This is a genomic window from Brevibacillus sp. FSL L8-0520 (assembly GCF_037963895.1).
Lineage (GTDB): Bacteria > Bacillota > Bacilli > Brevibacillales > Brevibacillaceae > Brevibacillus > Brevibacillus borstelensis.
In genome coordinates, this window is sequence record NZ_CP150171.1 from 1,478,930 (window position 1) to 1,496,695 (window position 17,766).

The 17,766-nt window shown below is 52.1% G+C and carries 16 protein-coding genes; all 16 read left to right on the forward strand.

Features of this window, described 5'->3' with window-relative positions; all coding sequences use genetic code 11:
- Window positions 1–71 precede the first annotated feature (71 nt).
- A complete protein-coding gene (gene citZ / locus NSQ24_RS07545; protein ID WP_003387990.1) occupies window positions 72–1,184 on the forward strand; it encodes a citrate synthase in 1,113 nt (370 codons plus the stop codon).
- 152 nt (window positions 1,185–1,336) lie between these two features.
- Window positions 1,337–2,620, forward strand: a complete 1,284-nt coding sequence (icd, locus tag NSQ24_RS07550; RefSeq protein ID WP_003387989.1) for an NADP-dependent isocitrate dehydrogenase — start codon at window positions 1,337–1,339, stop codon at window positions 2,618–2,620.
- A 78-nt stretch (window positions 2,621–2,698) separates the two neighbouring features.
- The gene (gene mdh, locus NSQ24_RS07555) at window positions 2,699–3,637 is read left to right on the forward strand and encodes a malate dehydrogenase (protein ID WP_003387988.1); all 939 of its coding nucleotides are present in this window, start codon (window positions 2,699–2,701) and stop codon (window positions 3,635–3,637) included.
- A 504-nt stretch (window positions 3,638–4,141) separates the two neighbouring features.
- On the forward strand, window positions 4,142–4,837 hold the full coding sequence (locus NSQ24_RS07560) for a response regulator transcription factor (RefSeq protein ID WP_003387987.1): 696 nt from the start codon (window positions 4,142–4,144) through the stop codon (window positions 4,835–4,837).
- A 16-nt stretch (window positions 4,838–4,853) separates the two neighbouring features.
- Window positions 4,854–6,617: an ATP-binding protein gene (locus NSQ24_RS07565; protein ID WP_339167549.1), complete on the forward strand. Its 1,764-nt coding sequence runs from the start codon at window positions 4,854–4,856 to the stop codon at window positions 6,615–6,617.
- A gap of 102 nt (window positions 6,618–6,719) precedes the next feature.
- Window positions 6,720–7,376 carry a phosphate signaling complex protein PhoU gene (gene phoU / locus NSQ24_RS07570; RefSeq protein ID WP_003387985.1) on the forward strand — a complete coding sequence of 219 codons (657 nt, stop codon included), beginning with the start codon at window positions 6,720–6,722 and terminating at the stop codon, window positions 7,374–7,376.
- Between the two features lie 174 nt (window positions 7,377–7,550).
- Window positions 7,551–8,639, forward strand: a complete 1,089-nt coding sequence (locus tag NSQ24_RS07575) for a hypothetical protein (protein WP_311067691.1) — start codon at window positions 7,551–7,553, stop codon at window positions 8,637–8,639.
- 108 nt (window positions 8,640–8,747) lie between these two features.
- On the forward strand, window positions 8,748–9,704 hold the full coding sequence (locus NSQ24_RS07580; RefSeq protein WP_003387983.1) for a VanW family protein: 957 nt from the start codon (window positions 8,748–8,750) through the stop codon (window positions 9,702–9,704).
- Between the two features lie 177 nt (window positions 9,705–9,881).
- Window positions 9,882–10,307, forward strand: coding sequence for a MarR family transcriptional regulator (locus NSQ24_RS07585; protein ID WP_003387981.1), 426 nt, complete (start codon window positions 9,882–9,884; stop codon window positions 10,305–10,307).
- 9 nt (window positions 10,308–10,316) lie between these two features.
- Entirely contained in the window at window positions 10,317–10,976 is a 660-nt protein-coding gene (locus tag NSQ24_RS07590; protein ID WP_024983178.1) for an efflux RND transporter periplasmic adaptor subunit, read from the forward strand.
- A 4-nt stretch (window positions 10,977–10,980) separates the two neighbouring features.
- Window positions 10,981–12,213, forward strand: a complete 1,233-nt coding sequence (locus tag NSQ24_RS07595; RefSeq protein WP_024983179.1) for an efflux RND transporter periplasmic adaptor subunit — start codon at window positions 10,981–10,983, stop codon at window positions 12,211–12,213.
- 14 nt (window positions 12,214–12,227) lie between these two features.
- Window positions 12,228–13,805, forward strand: a complete 1,578-nt coding sequence (locus NSQ24_RS07600; RefSeq protein ID WP_003387976.1) for a DHA2 family efflux MFS transporter permease subunit — start codon at window positions 12,228–12,230, stop codon at window positions 13,803–13,805.
- Window positions 13,806–13,983: 178 nt separating this feature from the next.
- The gene (locus NSQ24_RS07605; protein ID WP_003387975.1) at window positions 13,984–14,550 is read left to right on the forward strand and encodes a PadR family transcriptional regulator; all 567 of its coding nucleotides are present in this window, start codon (window positions 13,984–13,986) and stop codon (window positions 14,548–14,550) included.
- A 75-nt stretch (window positions 14,551–14,625) separates the two neighbouring features.
- The gene (locus NSQ24_RS07610; RefSeq protein WP_003387974.1) at window positions 14,626–15,828 is read left to right on the forward strand and encodes a macrolide family glycosyltransferase; all 1,203 of its coding nucleotides are present in this window, start codon (window positions 14,626–14,628) and stop codon (window positions 15,826–15,828) included.
- A gap of 194 nt (window positions 15,829–16,022) precedes the next feature.
- Window positions 16,023–17,093 carry a branched-chain amino acid aminotransferase gene (locus tag NSQ24_RS07615; RefSeq protein ID WP_172921041.1) on the forward strand — a complete coding sequence of 357 codons (1,071 nt, stop codon included), beginning with the start codon at window positions 16,023–16,025 and terminating at the stop codon, window positions 17,091–17,093.
- Between the two features lie 176 nt (window positions 17,094–17,269).
- Window positions 17,270–17,764: a metallophosphoesterase family protein gene (locus tag NSQ24_RS07620; protein WP_003387972.1), complete on the forward strand. Its 495-nt coding sequence runs from the start codon at window positions 17,270–17,272 to the stop codon at window positions 17,762–17,764.
- Window positions 17,765–17,766 lie beyond the last annotated feature (2 nt).

Sequence of the window (17,766 nt, forward strand, 5' to 3'; positions counted from 1 at the left end):
GCGGAGGGTGGTCGTAAAAGGAACCACCAGGACAATTTCATATAGCTTAGAGTGGAAAAGGAGAGAGTTACATGACAGCTACTCGCGGACTTGAAGGCGTGGTCGCCGCTCAATCTTCGATCTGTTCGATTGTCGATGGGGTACTTTGCTATGGAGGTATCAACATCGACGAGCTCGCTGAAAACGCTACCTTTGAAGAGGTTGTGTACCTGCTCTGGCATGGAGCCCTACCGAAGCGCGATCAGCTGGATGCTTTGAAAAAGCAACTGGGCGAAAATGCTGCGGTACCGAAAGAGGTAATCGACAGCATTCGCGCCTATCCAAAAGGCGTACACCCGATGGCGGCGTTGCGCACAGCTGTCTCTTCGCTAGCGCTCTACGACGCAGAAGCGCAGGACATGACTCCTGAGGCCAATTACCGGAAATCGATTCGCCTGATGGCTCAAACCCCAACCCTGATCGCAGCGTATGCACGTATGCGCAAGGGACTGGAACCTGTCGCTCCGAATCCGTCTTACGGGATTGCAAAAAACTTCCTGTACATGCTGACTGGTGCAGAGCCTACCGAAACCGCAGAAAAAGCATTTGACGTAGCATTGATTCTGCATGCGGACCACGAGTTCAACGCTTCTACGTTCGCAGCGCGTGTGACTGTAGCGACCTTGACCGATATCTATTCCGGTATCGTTTCGGCGATCGGCACATTGAAGGGCCCTCTGCACGGCGGAGCCAACGAAGCTGTAGCAGCCATGCTGGCAGAAATCGGTTCCATGGACAATGTGGAATCCTACATCCGTCAAAAGCTGGACAACAAGGACAAAATCATGGGCTTCGGACACCGCGTGTACAAAGACGGAGACCCGCGCGCGAAATGGCTGAAGCAAATGTCCAAAGCGCTCACCGCTCAAATCGGACGTCCAGAGCTGTATGAGATGTCCGTCAAGGTGGAAGAAATGGTGACTGGCGAAAAAGGCCTCAAGCCAAACGTCGATTTCTATTCCGCTTCCGTTTACACCGCTCTCGGACTGGAAAGCGATCTGTTCACGCCGATTTTTGCGATTAGCCGAATGTCCGGCTGGACTGCGCATATCATGGAGCAGTACGAAAACAATCGCCTGATCCGTCCGCGCGCCGACTACACTGGACCGGTCAACCAGCACTACGTGCCAATCGACCGCCGCTAATGACCCTTGCTATTCCGATCGTGGAGGAGGCGGCACCATAGCGGGCCCACACTCCTAAGCACCTGCTTGAGAACTACCACCGAGTGTGGTAGTTCTCCTACGTCTGGAAATATTTTTCTACCATTATTTTCCATATACTGGAGGGATTTCTTGTGTTTAAAAACTTGTCGCAGCCAACTTCTGGCCAAAAGATCACAGTAGATAACGGCAAACTGGTAGTACCGAACAACCCGATCATCCCGTTCATCGAAGGGGACGGTACGGGTCCTGATATTTGGAATGCATCTGTTCGCGTGTTGGATGCAGCCGTAGAAAAAGCATACAAAGGCGAAAAGAAAATCGCTTGGTTCGAAGTATTCGCAGGTGAAAAATCCTTCAACCAATACGGCGAGTGGCTGCCTGAGGATACCCTCACTGCTGTTCGCGAATACCTGATCGCAATCAAAGGCCCTCTGACTACACCAGTCGGCGGCGGAATCCGTTCCATCAACGTGGCGCTGCGCCAGGAGCTCGATCTGTACGCTTGCGTACGTCCTGTTCAATACTTCGATGGCGTTCCTTCTCCGGTAAAACATCCTGAATTGACAGATATGGTGATCTTCCGCGAAAACACCGAGGACATCTACGCTGGCGTAGAGTGGGCTGAAGGTACACCGGAAGTGAAAAAAGTAATCGACTTCCTGCAAAACGAAATGGGCGTGAAGAAAATCCGCTTCCCGGAAACATCCGGTATCGGCATCAAGCCTGTTTCCAAAGAAGGTACCGAGCGTCTGGTTCGCGCAGCGATCAACTACGCGATCGACAACAAGCGCAAATCCGTAACCCTCGTACACAAAGGCAACATCATGAAATTCACCGAAGGCGCGTTCAAAAACTGGGGCTATGCAGTAGCTGAAGCCGAATTCGGCGACAAAGTATTCACATGGGCGCAATACGACCGCATCAAAGCAGAAGGCGGCGACGCTGACAAAGCGCAAAAAGAAGCAGAAGCAGCAGGCAAAATCATCGTAAAAGACGTGATTGCCGATGCATTCCTGCAGCAAATCCTGACTCGTCCGGCTGAGTACGACGTAGTAGCTACACTGAACCTGAACGGCGACTACATCTCCGACGCGCTGGCTGCACAAGTAGGCGGTATCGGTATCGCTCCTGGCGCAAACATCAACTACCTGACTGGACACGCAATCTTCGAAGCGACTCACGGTACTGCTCCGAAATATGCCGGTCTGGACAAAGTGAACCCGTCTTCCGTCATCCTCTCCGGCGAAATGATGCTCCGTCACCTGGGCTGGAACGAAGCGGCAGATCTGATCATCAACTCCATGGAAAAAACAATTTCCGCGAAAACCGTAACCTACGATTTCGCACGTCTGATGGAAGGCGCAACCGAGCTGAAATGCTCCGAGTTCGCTGACGCCCTGATCAAAAACATGTAAGTGTAAAGTACCGAGCAAAAAGGCTTTCTGGGACCATTAGCAAACCAACAAAAATCAATGCTATGGAGGCGACCTTATATGGCATTCCAACGCAAAAAAATCGCAGTGATCGGCAGCGGCTTCACTGGTGCAACGACAGCATTCATTCTGGCTCAAAAAGAACTGGGAGATGTCGTGCTGGTAGACATTCCGCAACTGGAAAACCCGACAAAAGGGAAAGCGCTCGATATGATGGAATCTTCTCCGGTCCTCGGTTTTGACTCCAGCATCACGGGCACAGCGGACTATGCGGAAATCAAGGATGCTGACCTTGTCATCATCACGGCTGGGATTGCCCGCAAGCCAGGCATGTCCCGCGACGATCTGGTCAACACCAACGCAGGCATCATGCGCTCCGTTGCAGAGCAAGTGAAAACGCACGCTCCGAACTCCATCGTGTTGGTTCTGTCCAACCCGGTCGATGCGATGACCTACACGTTCTTCAAAACGTCCGGTTTCCCGAAAGAGCGCGTAATCGGCCAATCCGGCGTGCTGGATACAGCCCGTTTCCGCACCTTTGTAGCGATGGAACTGAACGTGTCCGTAGAAGACGTTACCGGCTTTGTATTGGGTGGCCACGGCGACGACATGGTCCCGTTGGTACGCTACTCCTATGCGGGCGGTATACCGCTGGAAACGCTGATTCCAAAGGATCGCCTGGACGCGATCGTCGAGCGTACCCGCAAAGGCGGCGGAGAGATCGTCAACCTGCTGGGCAACGGCTCCGCTTACTATGCGCCGGCTGCTTCTCTCGTTCAAATGGCAGAAGCCATTCTGAAGGACAAAAAACGCATTCTGCCTTCCATCGCTTATCTGGAAGGCGAGTACGGCTACAATGACATCTACCTCGGCGTGCCAACCCTGCTCGGCGGAAAAGGCATCGAGAAAGTCATCGAGCTGGAACTGACTGCGGAAGAAAAAGCCGCCCTCGACAAATCCGCCGACTCCGTGCGCAATGTCATGAAGGTTTTGCAATAACAAAGTCCCGCAATAGCTATTACTAGTGAAAGACGCTCCCAAGGGGGCGTCTTTTGATTTTTCCTGAAAAAAGTTAACAATGATTCATGCCTGCTCATCTTCGAATCGCTTTCACCCTTATGCTTCCTGTATCTGCTAAAAACACCCCCTCCAACCACTATGGCTGTAGAGATGAAACAGGAGAAAACGGCAAAGGTCTTTGGGACACTACCCAGGCACCAAAGCAAAAGCGGAACACGCTTTCAGCGTCCAACTCTGAGAGACATCAATGAACCTGCTGCTTTTGGACGCGGTTCCGCTTTTGCTTTGGCGCCGGACACCCCCCCGCCCCCAGCAAGTGTCCCACCGAACCTGCAGCAGTTTTCTCCTGTTTCATCTCCTCCACCACAGCCCCAACAACATCTTTACAAAAAAATTACTTGTCTTACCTAAGCTGGATTTGGCAGACTGGAACGTGAGAACACTAGAGAAGAGCCGAGGACGGCAGCGTAGGGGGGAAACATAATGACAAAGATTTTAGTGGTAGACGACGAGGCGTCTATCGTCAAATTGCTGCAATTCAACCTGGAAAAAGCCGGTTTTCAAGTAATAACTGCCTGTGACGGAAAGCAGGCCCTGGATATGGCTCGCACGGAGCAGCCTGATTTTATTATTCTCGACTGGATGCTGCCCAAGATGGAAGGCATGGACGTCTGCAAAACATTGCGCCAGGAGCGCAACAACACGCCGATCCTGATGCTGACAGCCAAAGACGATGAACTGGACAAAATCCTTGGTCTCGAGCTGGGGGCGGATGATTACTTGACGAAGCCTTTCAGCCCCAGAGAAGTGATCGCCCGGGTAAAAGCGATTCTTCGCCGTACCCAGACATCTTCCGAGGCGGCGGCCGCCCCGGACGAGGTAGTATTGCAATTTGGGGAAATCAGGATTTATCCGGAAAAATACGAAGTGTTTCGAGGCAGTGAGAAGGTGGAGCTGACGCCAAAGGAATTTGAACTGCTCCATTATCTCGCCAGCCATCACGGCAGAGTCCTGACTCGGGACCAATTGCTGAATGCCGTCTGGAATTACGACTTCATCGGCGACTCGCGGATCGTCGACGTGCATGTCAGCCATTTGCGCGAAAAGCTGGAGGAAGACACGAAAAGTCCCCGTTATATCAAAACCGTTCGCGGCCTAGGCTACAAGCTGGAAGGATGACAGGGGGACTGATTCCTTGACGCGATTTCGGATCAAACTCACCCTCACGATTCTCGGACTGATTTCTCTTGTCTTATTATTGATGGGCATGTATTTTGCCAAGGTTTTGGAGCGTTCCTACCTGGAGACGTTGAGCGAGCTTCTGACCCGCGAATCCAAGCTGGTAGCGCAGGCGGTCCGCCCGGAAGTGCTCAGTGACGAAATTACACTGGCCAAGAGGGTGGAACAGGTGGCTCCGGGAGAAGAGGTGCGGCTTACCTTGATAGACCGTACAGGCCGCGTGCTGTTTGACAATACGTATGAACAGGAGCGAATGGAGAACCACGCCGACCGTCCCGAGTTTTCGGCCGCGCTTCGCGGGGAGACGGGCATAGACAGACATTACAGCGAGACGCTGGGCTACGAAATGATGTATGTCGCGGTTCCGATCGTTGTCGAAGATCAAATTATCGGTGCGGTCCGCTCGGCGATGTCGATGCAGGATATTACCGACACGGTACACAATCTGTGGTACAGCCTGGTGACGGGATTGCTCGTTACCCTGGTGCTCGGCTCGATCGTCGTTTCCCGCATTTCTTACAACATCACGAGGCCGATCGAAGAAATTACGCGGGTAGCGAGAAACATCACGCAGCGCGAGTACGAGAGCCGCGTCAGGATCAAGGCAAAAGATGAGATCGGGCAGTTGGCAACCGCGATCAATTTCATGGCGTCCAGCCTTGAGCAGCAGATGTACGAAATCTCGGAAAATCAGCAGAGACTCTCGGGTGTGCTGACCAATATGACAAGCGGTGTCATTTTTATTTCAGAACAGCGCCGGATTATGCTGGTGAACCCGGCGGTAGAGCGGCTGTTGGGAACCTCGGCCAACGACTTGATCGGGAAGCTCCACATCGAAGCGGGGAAAAGCTTCGGACTAAGCCAGTATATCGACCGCTGTCTGGACCGCGGAGAAAAGTTCCGGCAGGAAGTGCATATTTACTATCCGCAGGAGCGCATCCTTGAGGTCAATTTTGCTCCCTACATCAACTTTAAAGGGGAAGCCAAAGGAGTCGTTGTCGTCCTGCACGACTTTACCGAGGTACGCCGTCTGGAGAAGATGCGGAGCGATTTCGTGGCGAACGTCTCGCATGAGCTGCGGACGCCGATCACATCCATCAAGGGCTTTACGGAAACACTGCTGGACGGAGCGATGCAGGACGAAGAGACGTGCCGCAATTTCCTGCAGATCATCTCTGATGAGAGCGAGAGACTGTATCGGATGATCCGGGACATTCTCGACCTCTCCAAAATCGAGCAGAAGCGAATTTCCTTGAATTTGGTGCAGGTCAATGTTCAGGACCTGATCAGCTCGACCGTTGCGCTCCTGCAAGACCAGGCGCAGCGCAAGCAAATCTCGATCACATTGCCCAAAGCAGAGCCGCGAATCACGCTCACGACCGACAAGGACTGTCTGCAGCAGATTATTTTAAATCTCGTGACCAACGCTGTCGTCTACACGCCGGAGGGCGGGGCTATTACGCTTGAGCTTCGTCAGGACAGCAGGCACGTGCAAATCCAGGTGACAGACACGGGCATCGGCATCCCGGAACAGGATTTGCCGCGGATCTTTGAAAGGTTTTATCGGGTCGATAAAGCGCGCAGCCGCGACTCGGGCGGCACGGGATTGGGCCTTGCCATCGTCAAGCATCTGGTAGAAAGCCTCCACGGGCAAATCACGGTGAAGAGCGTGGAAGGAAAGGGCAGCACCTTTACAGTGACACTGCCGATTGTATGGTAGAGAGCTTTTGAAACATTTACACAAAGATAACACTCCCTTTACTCCCGGTATACATTCCCCTTGTACCATGGTCGTGACAGACAAATGAGGGGGAAACAGGGTATGACGCGACATGCTTTCGAAGAACAGCTTGACGGCTTGCATCGCAAGCTGATGTCGATGGGGACGCTAGTAGAGGAAGCTATTCATAAATCGATCAAAAGCCTGGTCGAGCGTGACGTTCAACTGGCCGAGCAAGTCATCGCCAGCGACCACCTGATCAACGAGCTGGAGCACGAGATCGAGGTCGGCTGCTTTCAGATGATCGCTTTGCAACAGCCGGTCGGCGGAGACCTCCGGCGGCTGGGGACGATGCTCAAGCTGGTGACCGATTTGGAGCGGATGGGCGATCACGCGGTCTCGATTGCGAAGACTACGCGGAGGTTGATGGCCGAGCCGTATGTGAAGCCGCTGATCGATATTCCGTTGATGGCGGATCATGTCAAGGCGATGGTGCGGGACAGCCTGAATGCCTATATCGGGATTGACAAGCAGGCGGCAGAAGAGATTGCGGCCCGCGACGACATTGTCGACAAATTGTTTTCGACGATTTTCCGGGATCTCATCGACGTGATGACCAAGAACGGACAGTCGATCTCGCAGGGCACGCATCTGTTGCTGGTGGCACAGTATCTGGAACGGATCGCGGATCATGTGACCAACATTTGCGAGTGGATTATTTACATGAGCACCGGAAAAATGACCGATCTGAACAATTAGAATAGAAGACTCAGGAAGAAGGCCGCTGACTGCATCGCAGAGCGGCCTTTTTGCTTGCCTGCAAGCTGTTACTGAACGCCGGCACGTCCGTATTGGTACAATCGCCTAATGGGCGGCTGCTGCATACGATATCGGGAAGCTGATTTTGCTTTTAGTTCTACAGGAGGGATTGCCATGAGCGTCAACGAGCGTCATATTTATGCAGGCGGAAATACAGCGAGAGGGTATCGGTCTTTTTTGAACGCGATACTGACCGGGATCGATCGGCGCATTGTTCTTACTGGCGATGCAGAGGGACTCGCCAGCAGGTTAATCGAAAAAATCGGAGAACAGGCGATTCGACTTGGCCAGCGGGTCGAATGGATTCACTCTCCTTTTGTGAATGGAGCCTTTGATGGCGTAGTGATACCGGAGTGGAGTGCAGCAGTAGTTGACGGCGGATACCCGCGCCAGTTCAAGCCCGAGGGACCCGGCTTGATCGAGACCTATGTCAATTTGCAAGATGCTGTGGATAAACAAAAGCTTGCGTCTCATCGCGAAGAAATCGTTACTTTGCTCGAGCGGATCGAGGCAAGCACGCTGGAGGCGCACCAAGCGTTTGCGGAAGCGCTGCGGATTCACGATGAATGGGAGGGTATCTTTATCGCCCACCTCGACCGGGAAAAGGCGAATCAGGTGGGCGACGAAGTGATCCGCCTGTTTTTCGGTGAGGATACAGCGGCGAAGAGAGCCCGAGTCCGACGGATGTATTTGGGAGCAGCCACTTCTGCGGGTCCGAAGGATTTCGTCCCCAACCTGACAGCGGAAGTATCGAAGCGGTATTTGATAAAAGGAAGGCCGGGATCGGGCAAATCCACGATCTTGAAGCGCCTGGTCGCAGAAGCGCAGAGACGGGGATTTGATGCGGAGGTATACCACTGCGGCCTGGACCCGAACAGCCTGGATATGGTGGTCCTGCCGGAACGGGGTCTCGCCATCTTTGACAGTACAGCCCCGCATGAATACTTTCCGGAGCGGGAAACCGATGAGGTCATCGACATGTACGAGAGGGCAATCCAGCCAGGGACGGATGAGCGGTATCAAAGTCAAATCGCCACCTTCCAGAAGCGTTACAAGGAGGCGACGAAAAGAGGCACTGCCTGCTTGAAGGCGGCAGAGGAATGCCGGATCCGCTTGTCTCTGATCTATCAGGAAGCGACAGACGAAAGAAAACTCGCAGAGCTTGAGGCAGCGATCTCCAGCCAACTGGGGTCTGACAGATAGCCTGCTTGAAACTGACAGCCAGTCGGCCAGAGAGGCCGACTGGAGAACGGACCATTCGCATGAAACCCGTTTGACTGCTCATACTATGCCAAGGAGGTGAGCAGCCGGATGGGTTTTTCTTTTGTCATGGCACTGATGCTTCTTGTGCATCCCTTGGACGCAACCGATTTCCTCCGGATCGTCTGGCAGGGAACCCCGATTGCCTATCTGGATCGCGCCGATTACACATTGCCGCTTTCGGGCGTCCCTTTGATAGACGAGGCGAGGCTGGATGAGGTGCGAAAAAGTGTTGCGGCTCAAGTCTATCGGGCACCGGTAGATGCCGCTATCAATGAGCGAGGGCAGATTATCGCTGAACAGAGAGGACAAGCTCTGGATGAAAAGGCCTTTTGGGGCCAGGTGTATGCCTACTTTTACGGAAACGGCCCGGCCCAGATCACCCCTGTCGTGCGCGATGTGCTTCCGCGTGTGGACCGCGCTTTGCTGGAGCAGGTGCGCAAGCGCAGGATCGGTCAATACACGACGTATTTTAATCCGCGAAACCACAATCGCTCTCATAACATACAGCTGGCTACGAAAGCGATTAACAACTATGTCGTTCTGCCGGGAGAAACGTTTTCTTTCAATAAAGTGGTGGGCAAGCGAACGAAAAGCAGAGGCTATCTCGAAGCGCCGATTATCGTCAGAGGAGAACTGTCGGAGGGGATTGGCGGCGGGATTTGCCAGGTTTCTTCGACTCTGTTCAATGCAGTTGACAAAGCTGGCCTACATATCGTGAAAAGGTATTCGCACAGCCGCAACGTGCCGTATGTTCCTCCAGGCAGGGATGCTACCGTAAGCTGGTATGGCCCCGATTTCGTCTTCCAGAACAAATACGCATATCCGATCCTGATCCGTGCTTATTCCGCGAATGGAAGCATGATGGTGACGATTCACTCATTCCCGGAGATTGAATACGAACCGAGAAATGTGCCAAGCGTACAGTTTCAGCTTCCGGAAGAAGAGCCAGCCGGTCCTGTTTCGCATAAGGGTACAACAGTTGTCAGTTCGCAGCTTCCAGTTTAAGACAGCACCTGCTCCAGGGGGCTGTCTTCCTCGTTTTTAAAGAAAAAAATGTTCAACAGAAGACAGTTTTATTCAAATGCAATTCAAAAAAAGGTTGTAATCATAAACGAAAACACGTATAGTATTTCGTGTGATAAAATTTCGTGTGCGAAATAAATTGATCAGAAGGGGGAAGCCATGAACAAGCCAGTGGTCATCCGCGACCTTTTAAAACGCCTGAACAAGACGATCAACATGATTGCTGCCAGAGAATTGGAGAAAGTCGGATTGACCTATCCGCAGTTGATGGTTTTGCGGCATCTTAAAGATGAAATGCTCACCATCGGCCAGATCAGCAAGGCTGTCGATCTGTCTTACAGTACGGTTTCAGGCATCATTGATCGGTTGGAGAGAGAGCAGCTGGTAGAACGTCTAAGAGATGAAAAAGATCGCCGCGTTGTCTGGATTCGCTCGACGGATAAAGTGAGGGAGCAATTCGAAAAACTGCCGATCTTTTCTGAAGCGTACTACAGTACACTGTTTAGCGACTTTTCTGATGCAGAGCTGGGGCAAATCGTTCGCGCCTTGGAGACTCTGATCACCAAACTAGAGAAAGAAAGCTGAGGAGAAACCATGAAGCGAAAAATCATTTTGTATGTCATCTTGCTCCTGGTGGTGGCAGCGGGAGGAGGCATCGGCTATTACTACTGGTATCAAGGCAGTCATTACGTTACTACCGAAGACGCACGAATCAGCGGAGACATTTACCGCGTTATGCCGCGTATTGCCGGAAAGCTCCAGAAGCTTTCCATTGCGGATGGCGATACGGTCGTTGCCGATCAAATCGTAGGGCAACAGGATACGACCAATCTGACGACCAATCTTCTGGAAAATGCTCTTCTTCGCGCACCCATTACAGGTACGGTGATCAAAACGCTGGCAAAGGAAGGGGAGGTTGTTTCCCCGGGTCAATCCATCGCCATGGTCGTTGACGAATCCAAGCTGTACGTTTCTGCCAATGTGGAGGAAACAGAGCTCAACCGGCTGAAACTGGGACAAAAAGTGGACATTGTGCTGGATGCCTATCCGAAAACCAAGCTGCTTGGACACTTGATCGAGATCGGCCAAGCGACAAACTCCACTTTTTCGTTGATGCCTGCTGTTAGCACAAGCGGCAACTTTACCAAAGTCACCCAGCGCATTCCGATCAAAATCGCGATCGACGATACCGCTGGGCTTCATCTGGCCGCCGGACTGAACGCAGAAATCAAAGTGCACGTGAAGGAGATGTAAAAACATGAATAAAGCGAGACAATGGAAGACGCTGGGTACCGTATTGGCAGCCGTTTCGCTGATTGCGGCTGGATGCAGTGAGCCGTCTTCAGCCGGACCATCAGAAAGCGCTCCGGTTGTAAAGGTATGGAAAGCGGACATGGCCGGAACCAGTGCGATCTCCAACGGTAAAATAGCAGCAGCTGATGAAATTCAAGTCGTCTCCAAGCTGTCCGGAAAAGTAGCACAGGTCAATGTAAAAGAAGGCTCTGTCGTAAAAAAAGGCGATATCCTCGTAACGCTGGAGGCGACAGATTACCTGGAGCAAATGAAGCAAGCCGAAGCCGCGATCGCGAGCGCACAAGCGCGGCTGCATGACACCCAGGCAGGAGCGCGGACACAAGAGCTGCAACGCCTGGCAAGCGGTGTGGAGCAGGCAAAAGCTACGCTGCAGGTGGCTGAAAATACAGCCAACCGGATGAAGGCGTTGTTTGACTCGGGCGCGATTTCCCAAGCCGAGTACGAAAAGACTACACTCGATCTGGAAAAGGCAAGGACAGCCCTCGACCAGGCACAGGCCCAATACGATTTGGCCAAGGAGGGACCTACCTCCAATACAATAGCAGCCCTGCAGGCTGAGGTGAGCCGCCTGCAATCCAGCCTGGAGCTGGCGAAAAACACTTATCAAAACACGATGATCCAATCGCCGATTTCCGGTATCGTCGCCAAGAAAAACATCGATCCGGGTGAAATGGCACAGCCGGGCGCGCCGCTCCTCGTACTGGTCAACATGGACCGGGTAAAAGTGGAAGCGAGCGTTCCGCAAGAGCAGATCAACCAGATCAAGGTAGGCGCCCCGGTCGATGTGAAGGTTAACAGTCTTGGCGGAAAGGTGCTGAAGGGAACCGTAGAGTTCGTCAGCCCGATCTCTGACGCCAACAGCAGCTCTTTCCCAATCAAAGTAACGGTAGACAATAAAGACGGCGAGCTGCGCGCCGGCATGCTTGCCGAGGTGTACCTGCCGAATCAGGCAGAAGCATCCAACTCTTGGAAAGTGCCCGCTTCTTCTATCGTAACGAAAGACAATAAACATTACGTTTTCAAAGTAGACCAGGATGTCGTTCATCAGGTGGAAGTCTCTGTAGGAGAAACATCGGGCGAATGGACGAGTGTCACGCAAGGTGTGAACCAAAACGACCGTCTGGTGCTGACACCGACTGATTCATTGGCCGAAGGCAGCAAAGTAATCGTCAACTAGCGGAGGTGATAAAAATGGCGGAAGCAGCGACACAGCAAAAGGACGGCGGGAGTGGCGGAATGTGGATTACACTTCTGGCCATCCTCATGGGGACTTTCGTTGCTATCTTGAACAACAGTCTGATCAACGTCGCCTTGCCAACGCTGGTAAACGTATTCGGTTCAACCACTGATACGATCCAATGGGTATTGACGGGATACATGCTTGCCAACGCCGTTGTCATTCCCATGAGCGGTTCCCTCGGCGACAAATTCGGATACAAACGGGTCTTCCTGATCTCGCTGATCGCGTTTACGGCATCCTCCGTCTTGTGCGCGATGGCCTGGAGCGACACGAGTATGATCGCCTTCCGCATCATTCAAGGTCTGAGCGGGGGGTTGATCATGCCGATCGGGATGTCGATGATTTACATGATCGTCCCCCGGGAAAAAATCGGGATGGCGCTCGGTTTGTTCGGGATCGCTTCGATGGTGGCCCCTGCTGTAGGGCCGACGCTCGGCGGATATTTGATCCAATACCTCAACTGGCATTTTCTGTTCCTGGTCAGCGTCCCTGTGGGCATTTTCGCGATTATCATGAGCAGCGCCCTGTTGAAGGAAACGGAGAAGAAGCCTGATCTGAAGTTTGATTACCCGGGAGCGATTCTGTCGATCATCGCTTTTGGGACCCTGCTTCTGGCGCTCAGCAAAGGCCAGTCGGAAGGATGGAGCTCCTTCTTCATTGTCAGCCTGTTTTTCATCGCTTTTTCCAGTCTGGCTCTGTTCGTATGGGTGGAGCTTGGCAAGGAGCAGCCACTGCTTGATCTGAGTCTGTTTAAAATACCGGTGTTTACGCTCAGCGTGATCACTTCAAGCTTCGTCATGATGGGGATGATGGGCGGGATCTTCATGATGCCGATCTTCCTGCAAAACATCCAGGGCATGTCGGCGATGGATTCAGGCTTGCTGCTCATGCCCCAATCAATCGCGATGGCCATCATGATGCCGATCAGCGGGAAGCTGTTTGACAAATACGGAATCGGTCCGATTGCCCTGGTAGGTTTGACAGTCATGGGGATCACGACATTTGAGCTGCACAATCTGGAGGCGGATACGCCGCACCATTGGCTCAATACGATCCTGACGATTCGCGGTCTGGGAATCGGATTGTGCATGATGACGCTGTCAACCGTAGGGATGAACGCCGTCCCCCGGATGATCGTAGGGAAAGCCTCGTCCTTGTCCAACGTGATCCGGCAGGTGATGAGCTCCTTCGGGATCGCGCTCTTGACGATGGTCATGACGACTCGGACGAACTTCCACTCTGCGACGATTTCCGAAAGCATTACCATCACATCTACGGCAGCTGCTGACTTTATCAGAGGCTTGACCGGCATGTTTACCCAGGCGGGCGTAGATGCGGCAACAGCGCAAGGCGGAGCCAGCTCCGTGCTGATGGGGATGATCATAAAGGAAGCAACCGTGCGCGGCATTGCCGACGCGATGCTGATTTCATCCATCCCCATTTTCTGCTCGATTCCGCTGATTTACTTCCTGCACAAAAAGCCGAAGAAACAAGGCGCCGCGGAAGAAAAGCAAAAAGCGGCAGCGTAATGGCTGGCATATTTCAAGAAGCGAGAGGTTGTTCTCAAAGCGTTTTTTCGTTTTGGGGACGCCTCTTTTTTTGTTCTTCTGCACCTCTTGGGCGTCTTTTATAACAAAAAAATATATTGTGATATTATATTTTTTAGATATAATGGAGGCAGATCAATCGATTAAGGAGGCCATAAGCTTGACCGAATTGTTCATACTAGGCGAATTGACGGGATCTCCGATGCATGGGTATTTGCTGCACACGATTTTGAACGGGATTATCGGACCTACGAGAAAAATCAGCTGGGGGGTGCTGTATCCGCTTATTCATAGCCTGGTTGCAGATGGGCTGATCGAGCAGGTCCCCGATGAACAGCAGGAAGGTGTCCGGCAGGGAAGAGGAAAGAAGAAAAAAATGTACAGAATAACGGAGGATGGCAGACGCCGCTTTTTTCAGCTAATGGAAGAACCGATTCCATACTCGCCGGATTATGAGTTGCATTTTTATACCAAGTTTTCAAATTTTGACATGATCAGCAGAGAACTGCAGTTCTTGATTTTGCACCAGTACAAGGATTACCTGCGGTTTGAGATCCGCCATGAAGAAGAACGGGTGGAGAATGTGAGCAAAGACGAAATGATGCCCGATGCGGAACGACACTACAATTTGATCTGGTTCCGGCATAGGTTGGACAAACTCCGTTTTGACGAAGAGTGGGTTCTACAATTAATCAATAACCTTCGTATGGAGGGGATTGAGCGTTAGTGAATGTATAGTGGTGGCGACGACGCAAATAGGTTGCGCCTGGAGCTGTGTACTTCATGATGAAAGGTGATGACTATGGCACGCGTTTTGTTCATCAACGGAGGTTCGGAAGGACATATCAATCCAACCCTCGGCGTTGTTCAAGAACTTATCCGTCGAGGCGAAGAAGTGGTTTACTTTACAGCGGAACAATATCGTGATCGCGTAGAGCCAACGGGCGCAGAGGTGATCACGTTCGATGGAAACAAATTTGTAGAAGCGTTCCTTGCCGGGGGACGAAATCCTTGGGCCCGAGTGGGCGGGCTATTGCGCACCGCCGACATCGTCATTCCCAGTCTCCTTACTCAAACAAAAGGAGACCATTTTGATTACCTCATTCATGACTCGATGTTCGGCTGTGGGCGTTTGCTTGCACAAATACTCGACCTGCCGGCAATCAGCTCATGTAGCAGTTTTGCAATGCAGCAAGATAGCTTTGACCGTCTGCAAGATAGCCTTTCACGCAAATTTCCAGAGAACGATATTAGACGTTCGCAACAGGAGTATCAAGAGCTGCGGAGTCATGTGCAAGCGAAATACAATGTGCAAGTTGGTTCTGCCTATGAGATTTTCTGCAATCCCGCGCCAATGACTATCATTTATACGTCGAAGCTTTTTCAACCGGATAAAGAACAATTCGACGAGACATACAACTTTGTTGGACCGTCTATCGTGCCCCGCCCACACGATCAATTTGACTTCTCCCCGATAAATACAGAACACCTGATTTATATTTCACTTGGCACCGTAATCAATCGAGCCGTGGATTTTTACAAACTTTGTTTTGCGGCCTTCGCCGAAACGAAGTACACCGTGATCCTGTCTGTTGGCAGACAAACCGATCTATTGGATTTGGGAGACATTCCGGCAAATTTTATTGTTCAGAGCTACGTGCCGCAGCTCGAAATACTGCAGCGCGCCAAATTGTTTGTCACGCATGGCGGCATGAACAGCACGAGTGAAGGCCTTTATTACGGTGTGCCGCTGATTGTCCTTCCACAAAGTGCTGACCAGCCTTATTTGGCTCGAAGGGTAGCTGAACTCGGGGCAGGCATCCACCTAAATCCAGAAGGCTTAACCGCAGGAGATCTCAGAGAGGCGGCGGAACGGGTGTTTAAGGATGCGTCCATGCGAAAGGTATGTGCAGAAATTGGCGATTCGTTCCGAGCTGCGGGTGGGTATCGTCGAGCCGTCGAGGAAATCTTCGCGTACAAACGAAGAGCAGGATTACATCATTAATGAAAGATTTGTATAGGCTACGCTGGTACTACCCCTTGCTGTGGCCGGAAATAGGGTTAGGGCATTTTCCTGTCGCCTGTGCTTCCCAAGGTTTGCCTTGTGGAAAGAAAGGTGCCGAAAGCAGAAAATTGTGTTTTAATTATCATGATAAAAGATTTTGACTTGTACTTCATAAAAAGGGAGATGCATGACCTATGGCCCTACAGCTTGAGGTTTCATTAGCCACTGAAAAAAAGGAAAAGCCCGATTTCAACAAGCTGGGCTTTGGCCAGATTTTCACCGATCACATGTTTGTAATGGACTATAGCGAAGGGAAGGGCTGGCATGATCCGCGTATCGTGCCGTATGCACCGCTCACGCTTGATCCGGCAGCCATGGTGTTTCACTACGGCCAGTCCGTTTTCGAAGGGTTAAAAGCGTATCGGACCCGGGAAAACAACATCCTTCTGTTCCGTCCGGACAAAAACATGCACAGAATGAATGTGTCCAACGAGCGCATCGACATGCCGCAGATCGATGAAGCTTTCGTCCTGGAGGCATTGCGGGAACTGATCAAGATTGACCAGGACTGGATTCCGTCCGCGCCGGGCACTTCTCTATACATCCGTCCGTTCATGATTGCCACAGAGCCGTATTTGGGTGTCCGTCCTTCTCATTCCTACAAGCTCGTCATCATCCTCTCGCCGGTAGGGGCTTACTACGCTGGAGGCATGAAGCCTGTTAAAATCCACGTAGAAAGCAAGTACGTGCGGGCTGTCAGAGGCGGGACCGGGAACGCCAAAACAGCAGGCAACTACGCGGCCAGCTTGAAGGCGCAGTCCGAAGCCAAGGTTCTGGGCTACGAGCAAGTACTGTGGCTGGACGGCGTCGAAGGCAAGTACATTGAAGAAGTCGGCGCGATGAACGTCTTCTTCAAAGTCAAAGGGGAAATCTGGACGCCCGCATTAAACGGCAGCATTCTCGACGGCGTAACGAGAAATTCCGTACTCCAGCTGCTCTGGGATTGGGGACTTCCCGTTCATGAAAAGCGCATCTCCATGGAGGAGCTGCAGCAGGCACACGCCAACGGCGAACTGGAAGAAGCATTCGGAACCGGTACCGCCGCTGTTATTTCCCCGATCGGAGAATTGAACTGGAACCAGCATCAAATGTTCATCAACGGTCAGGAAGTCGGCGAGCTGACGATGAAGCTGTACGACACGCTGACAGGCATTCAGTACGGCGAGGTTGAGGACAAGTTCGGTTGGACAGTGAAGGTTTTATAAAAAGAAGAAACACGGATTTGATCAATGGAATCTAGTGAAAAGCCGATGGCACGGAAGCTCCATTTACTGGACTTTTGTGCCTTCTTTTTTCATGTATGGAATGGAAATCCTGGGGCTAGAAAGAAGAATAGTCTTACTGAACGCTGCCAGTTGAGTGGCAGTGGAGGAGAAAGCAGATGAAAATCGGTGTCGTATCAGATACTCACCTCCCCAAACGGGGACACACGCTCCCAAAGCCGCTAATCGAAGGACTGCGCGGAGTGGAGCTCATTATCCATGCCGGCGACTGGAATACCCTCCAGGTTTACGAGGAGCTAAGCGAGATCGCCCACGTCGTCGGAGTATGGGGCAATACAGACGATGATCAAGTCAAAGCCCGGCTGAACCGGGTAGAAATCGTGGAAGCAAAAGGAAAGCGGATCGGCGTCGTCCACGGGGACGGAAAAGGAAAGACGACCCCGCAAAGGGCCGTCGATACATTCTCCGGTCAAACGGTCGATCTGATTATTTTCGGCCACTCCCACATTCCGCTATGGGAAGAGAGGAACGGCATCCTGCTGTTCAACCCCGGTTCTCCGACAGACAAGCGAAAACAGCCGCTCTATACGTATGGCATCGTGGAAATCGGGGCTGAAATAACGGCCAGGCATGAAGCTTACGAACAAAAGTAGGC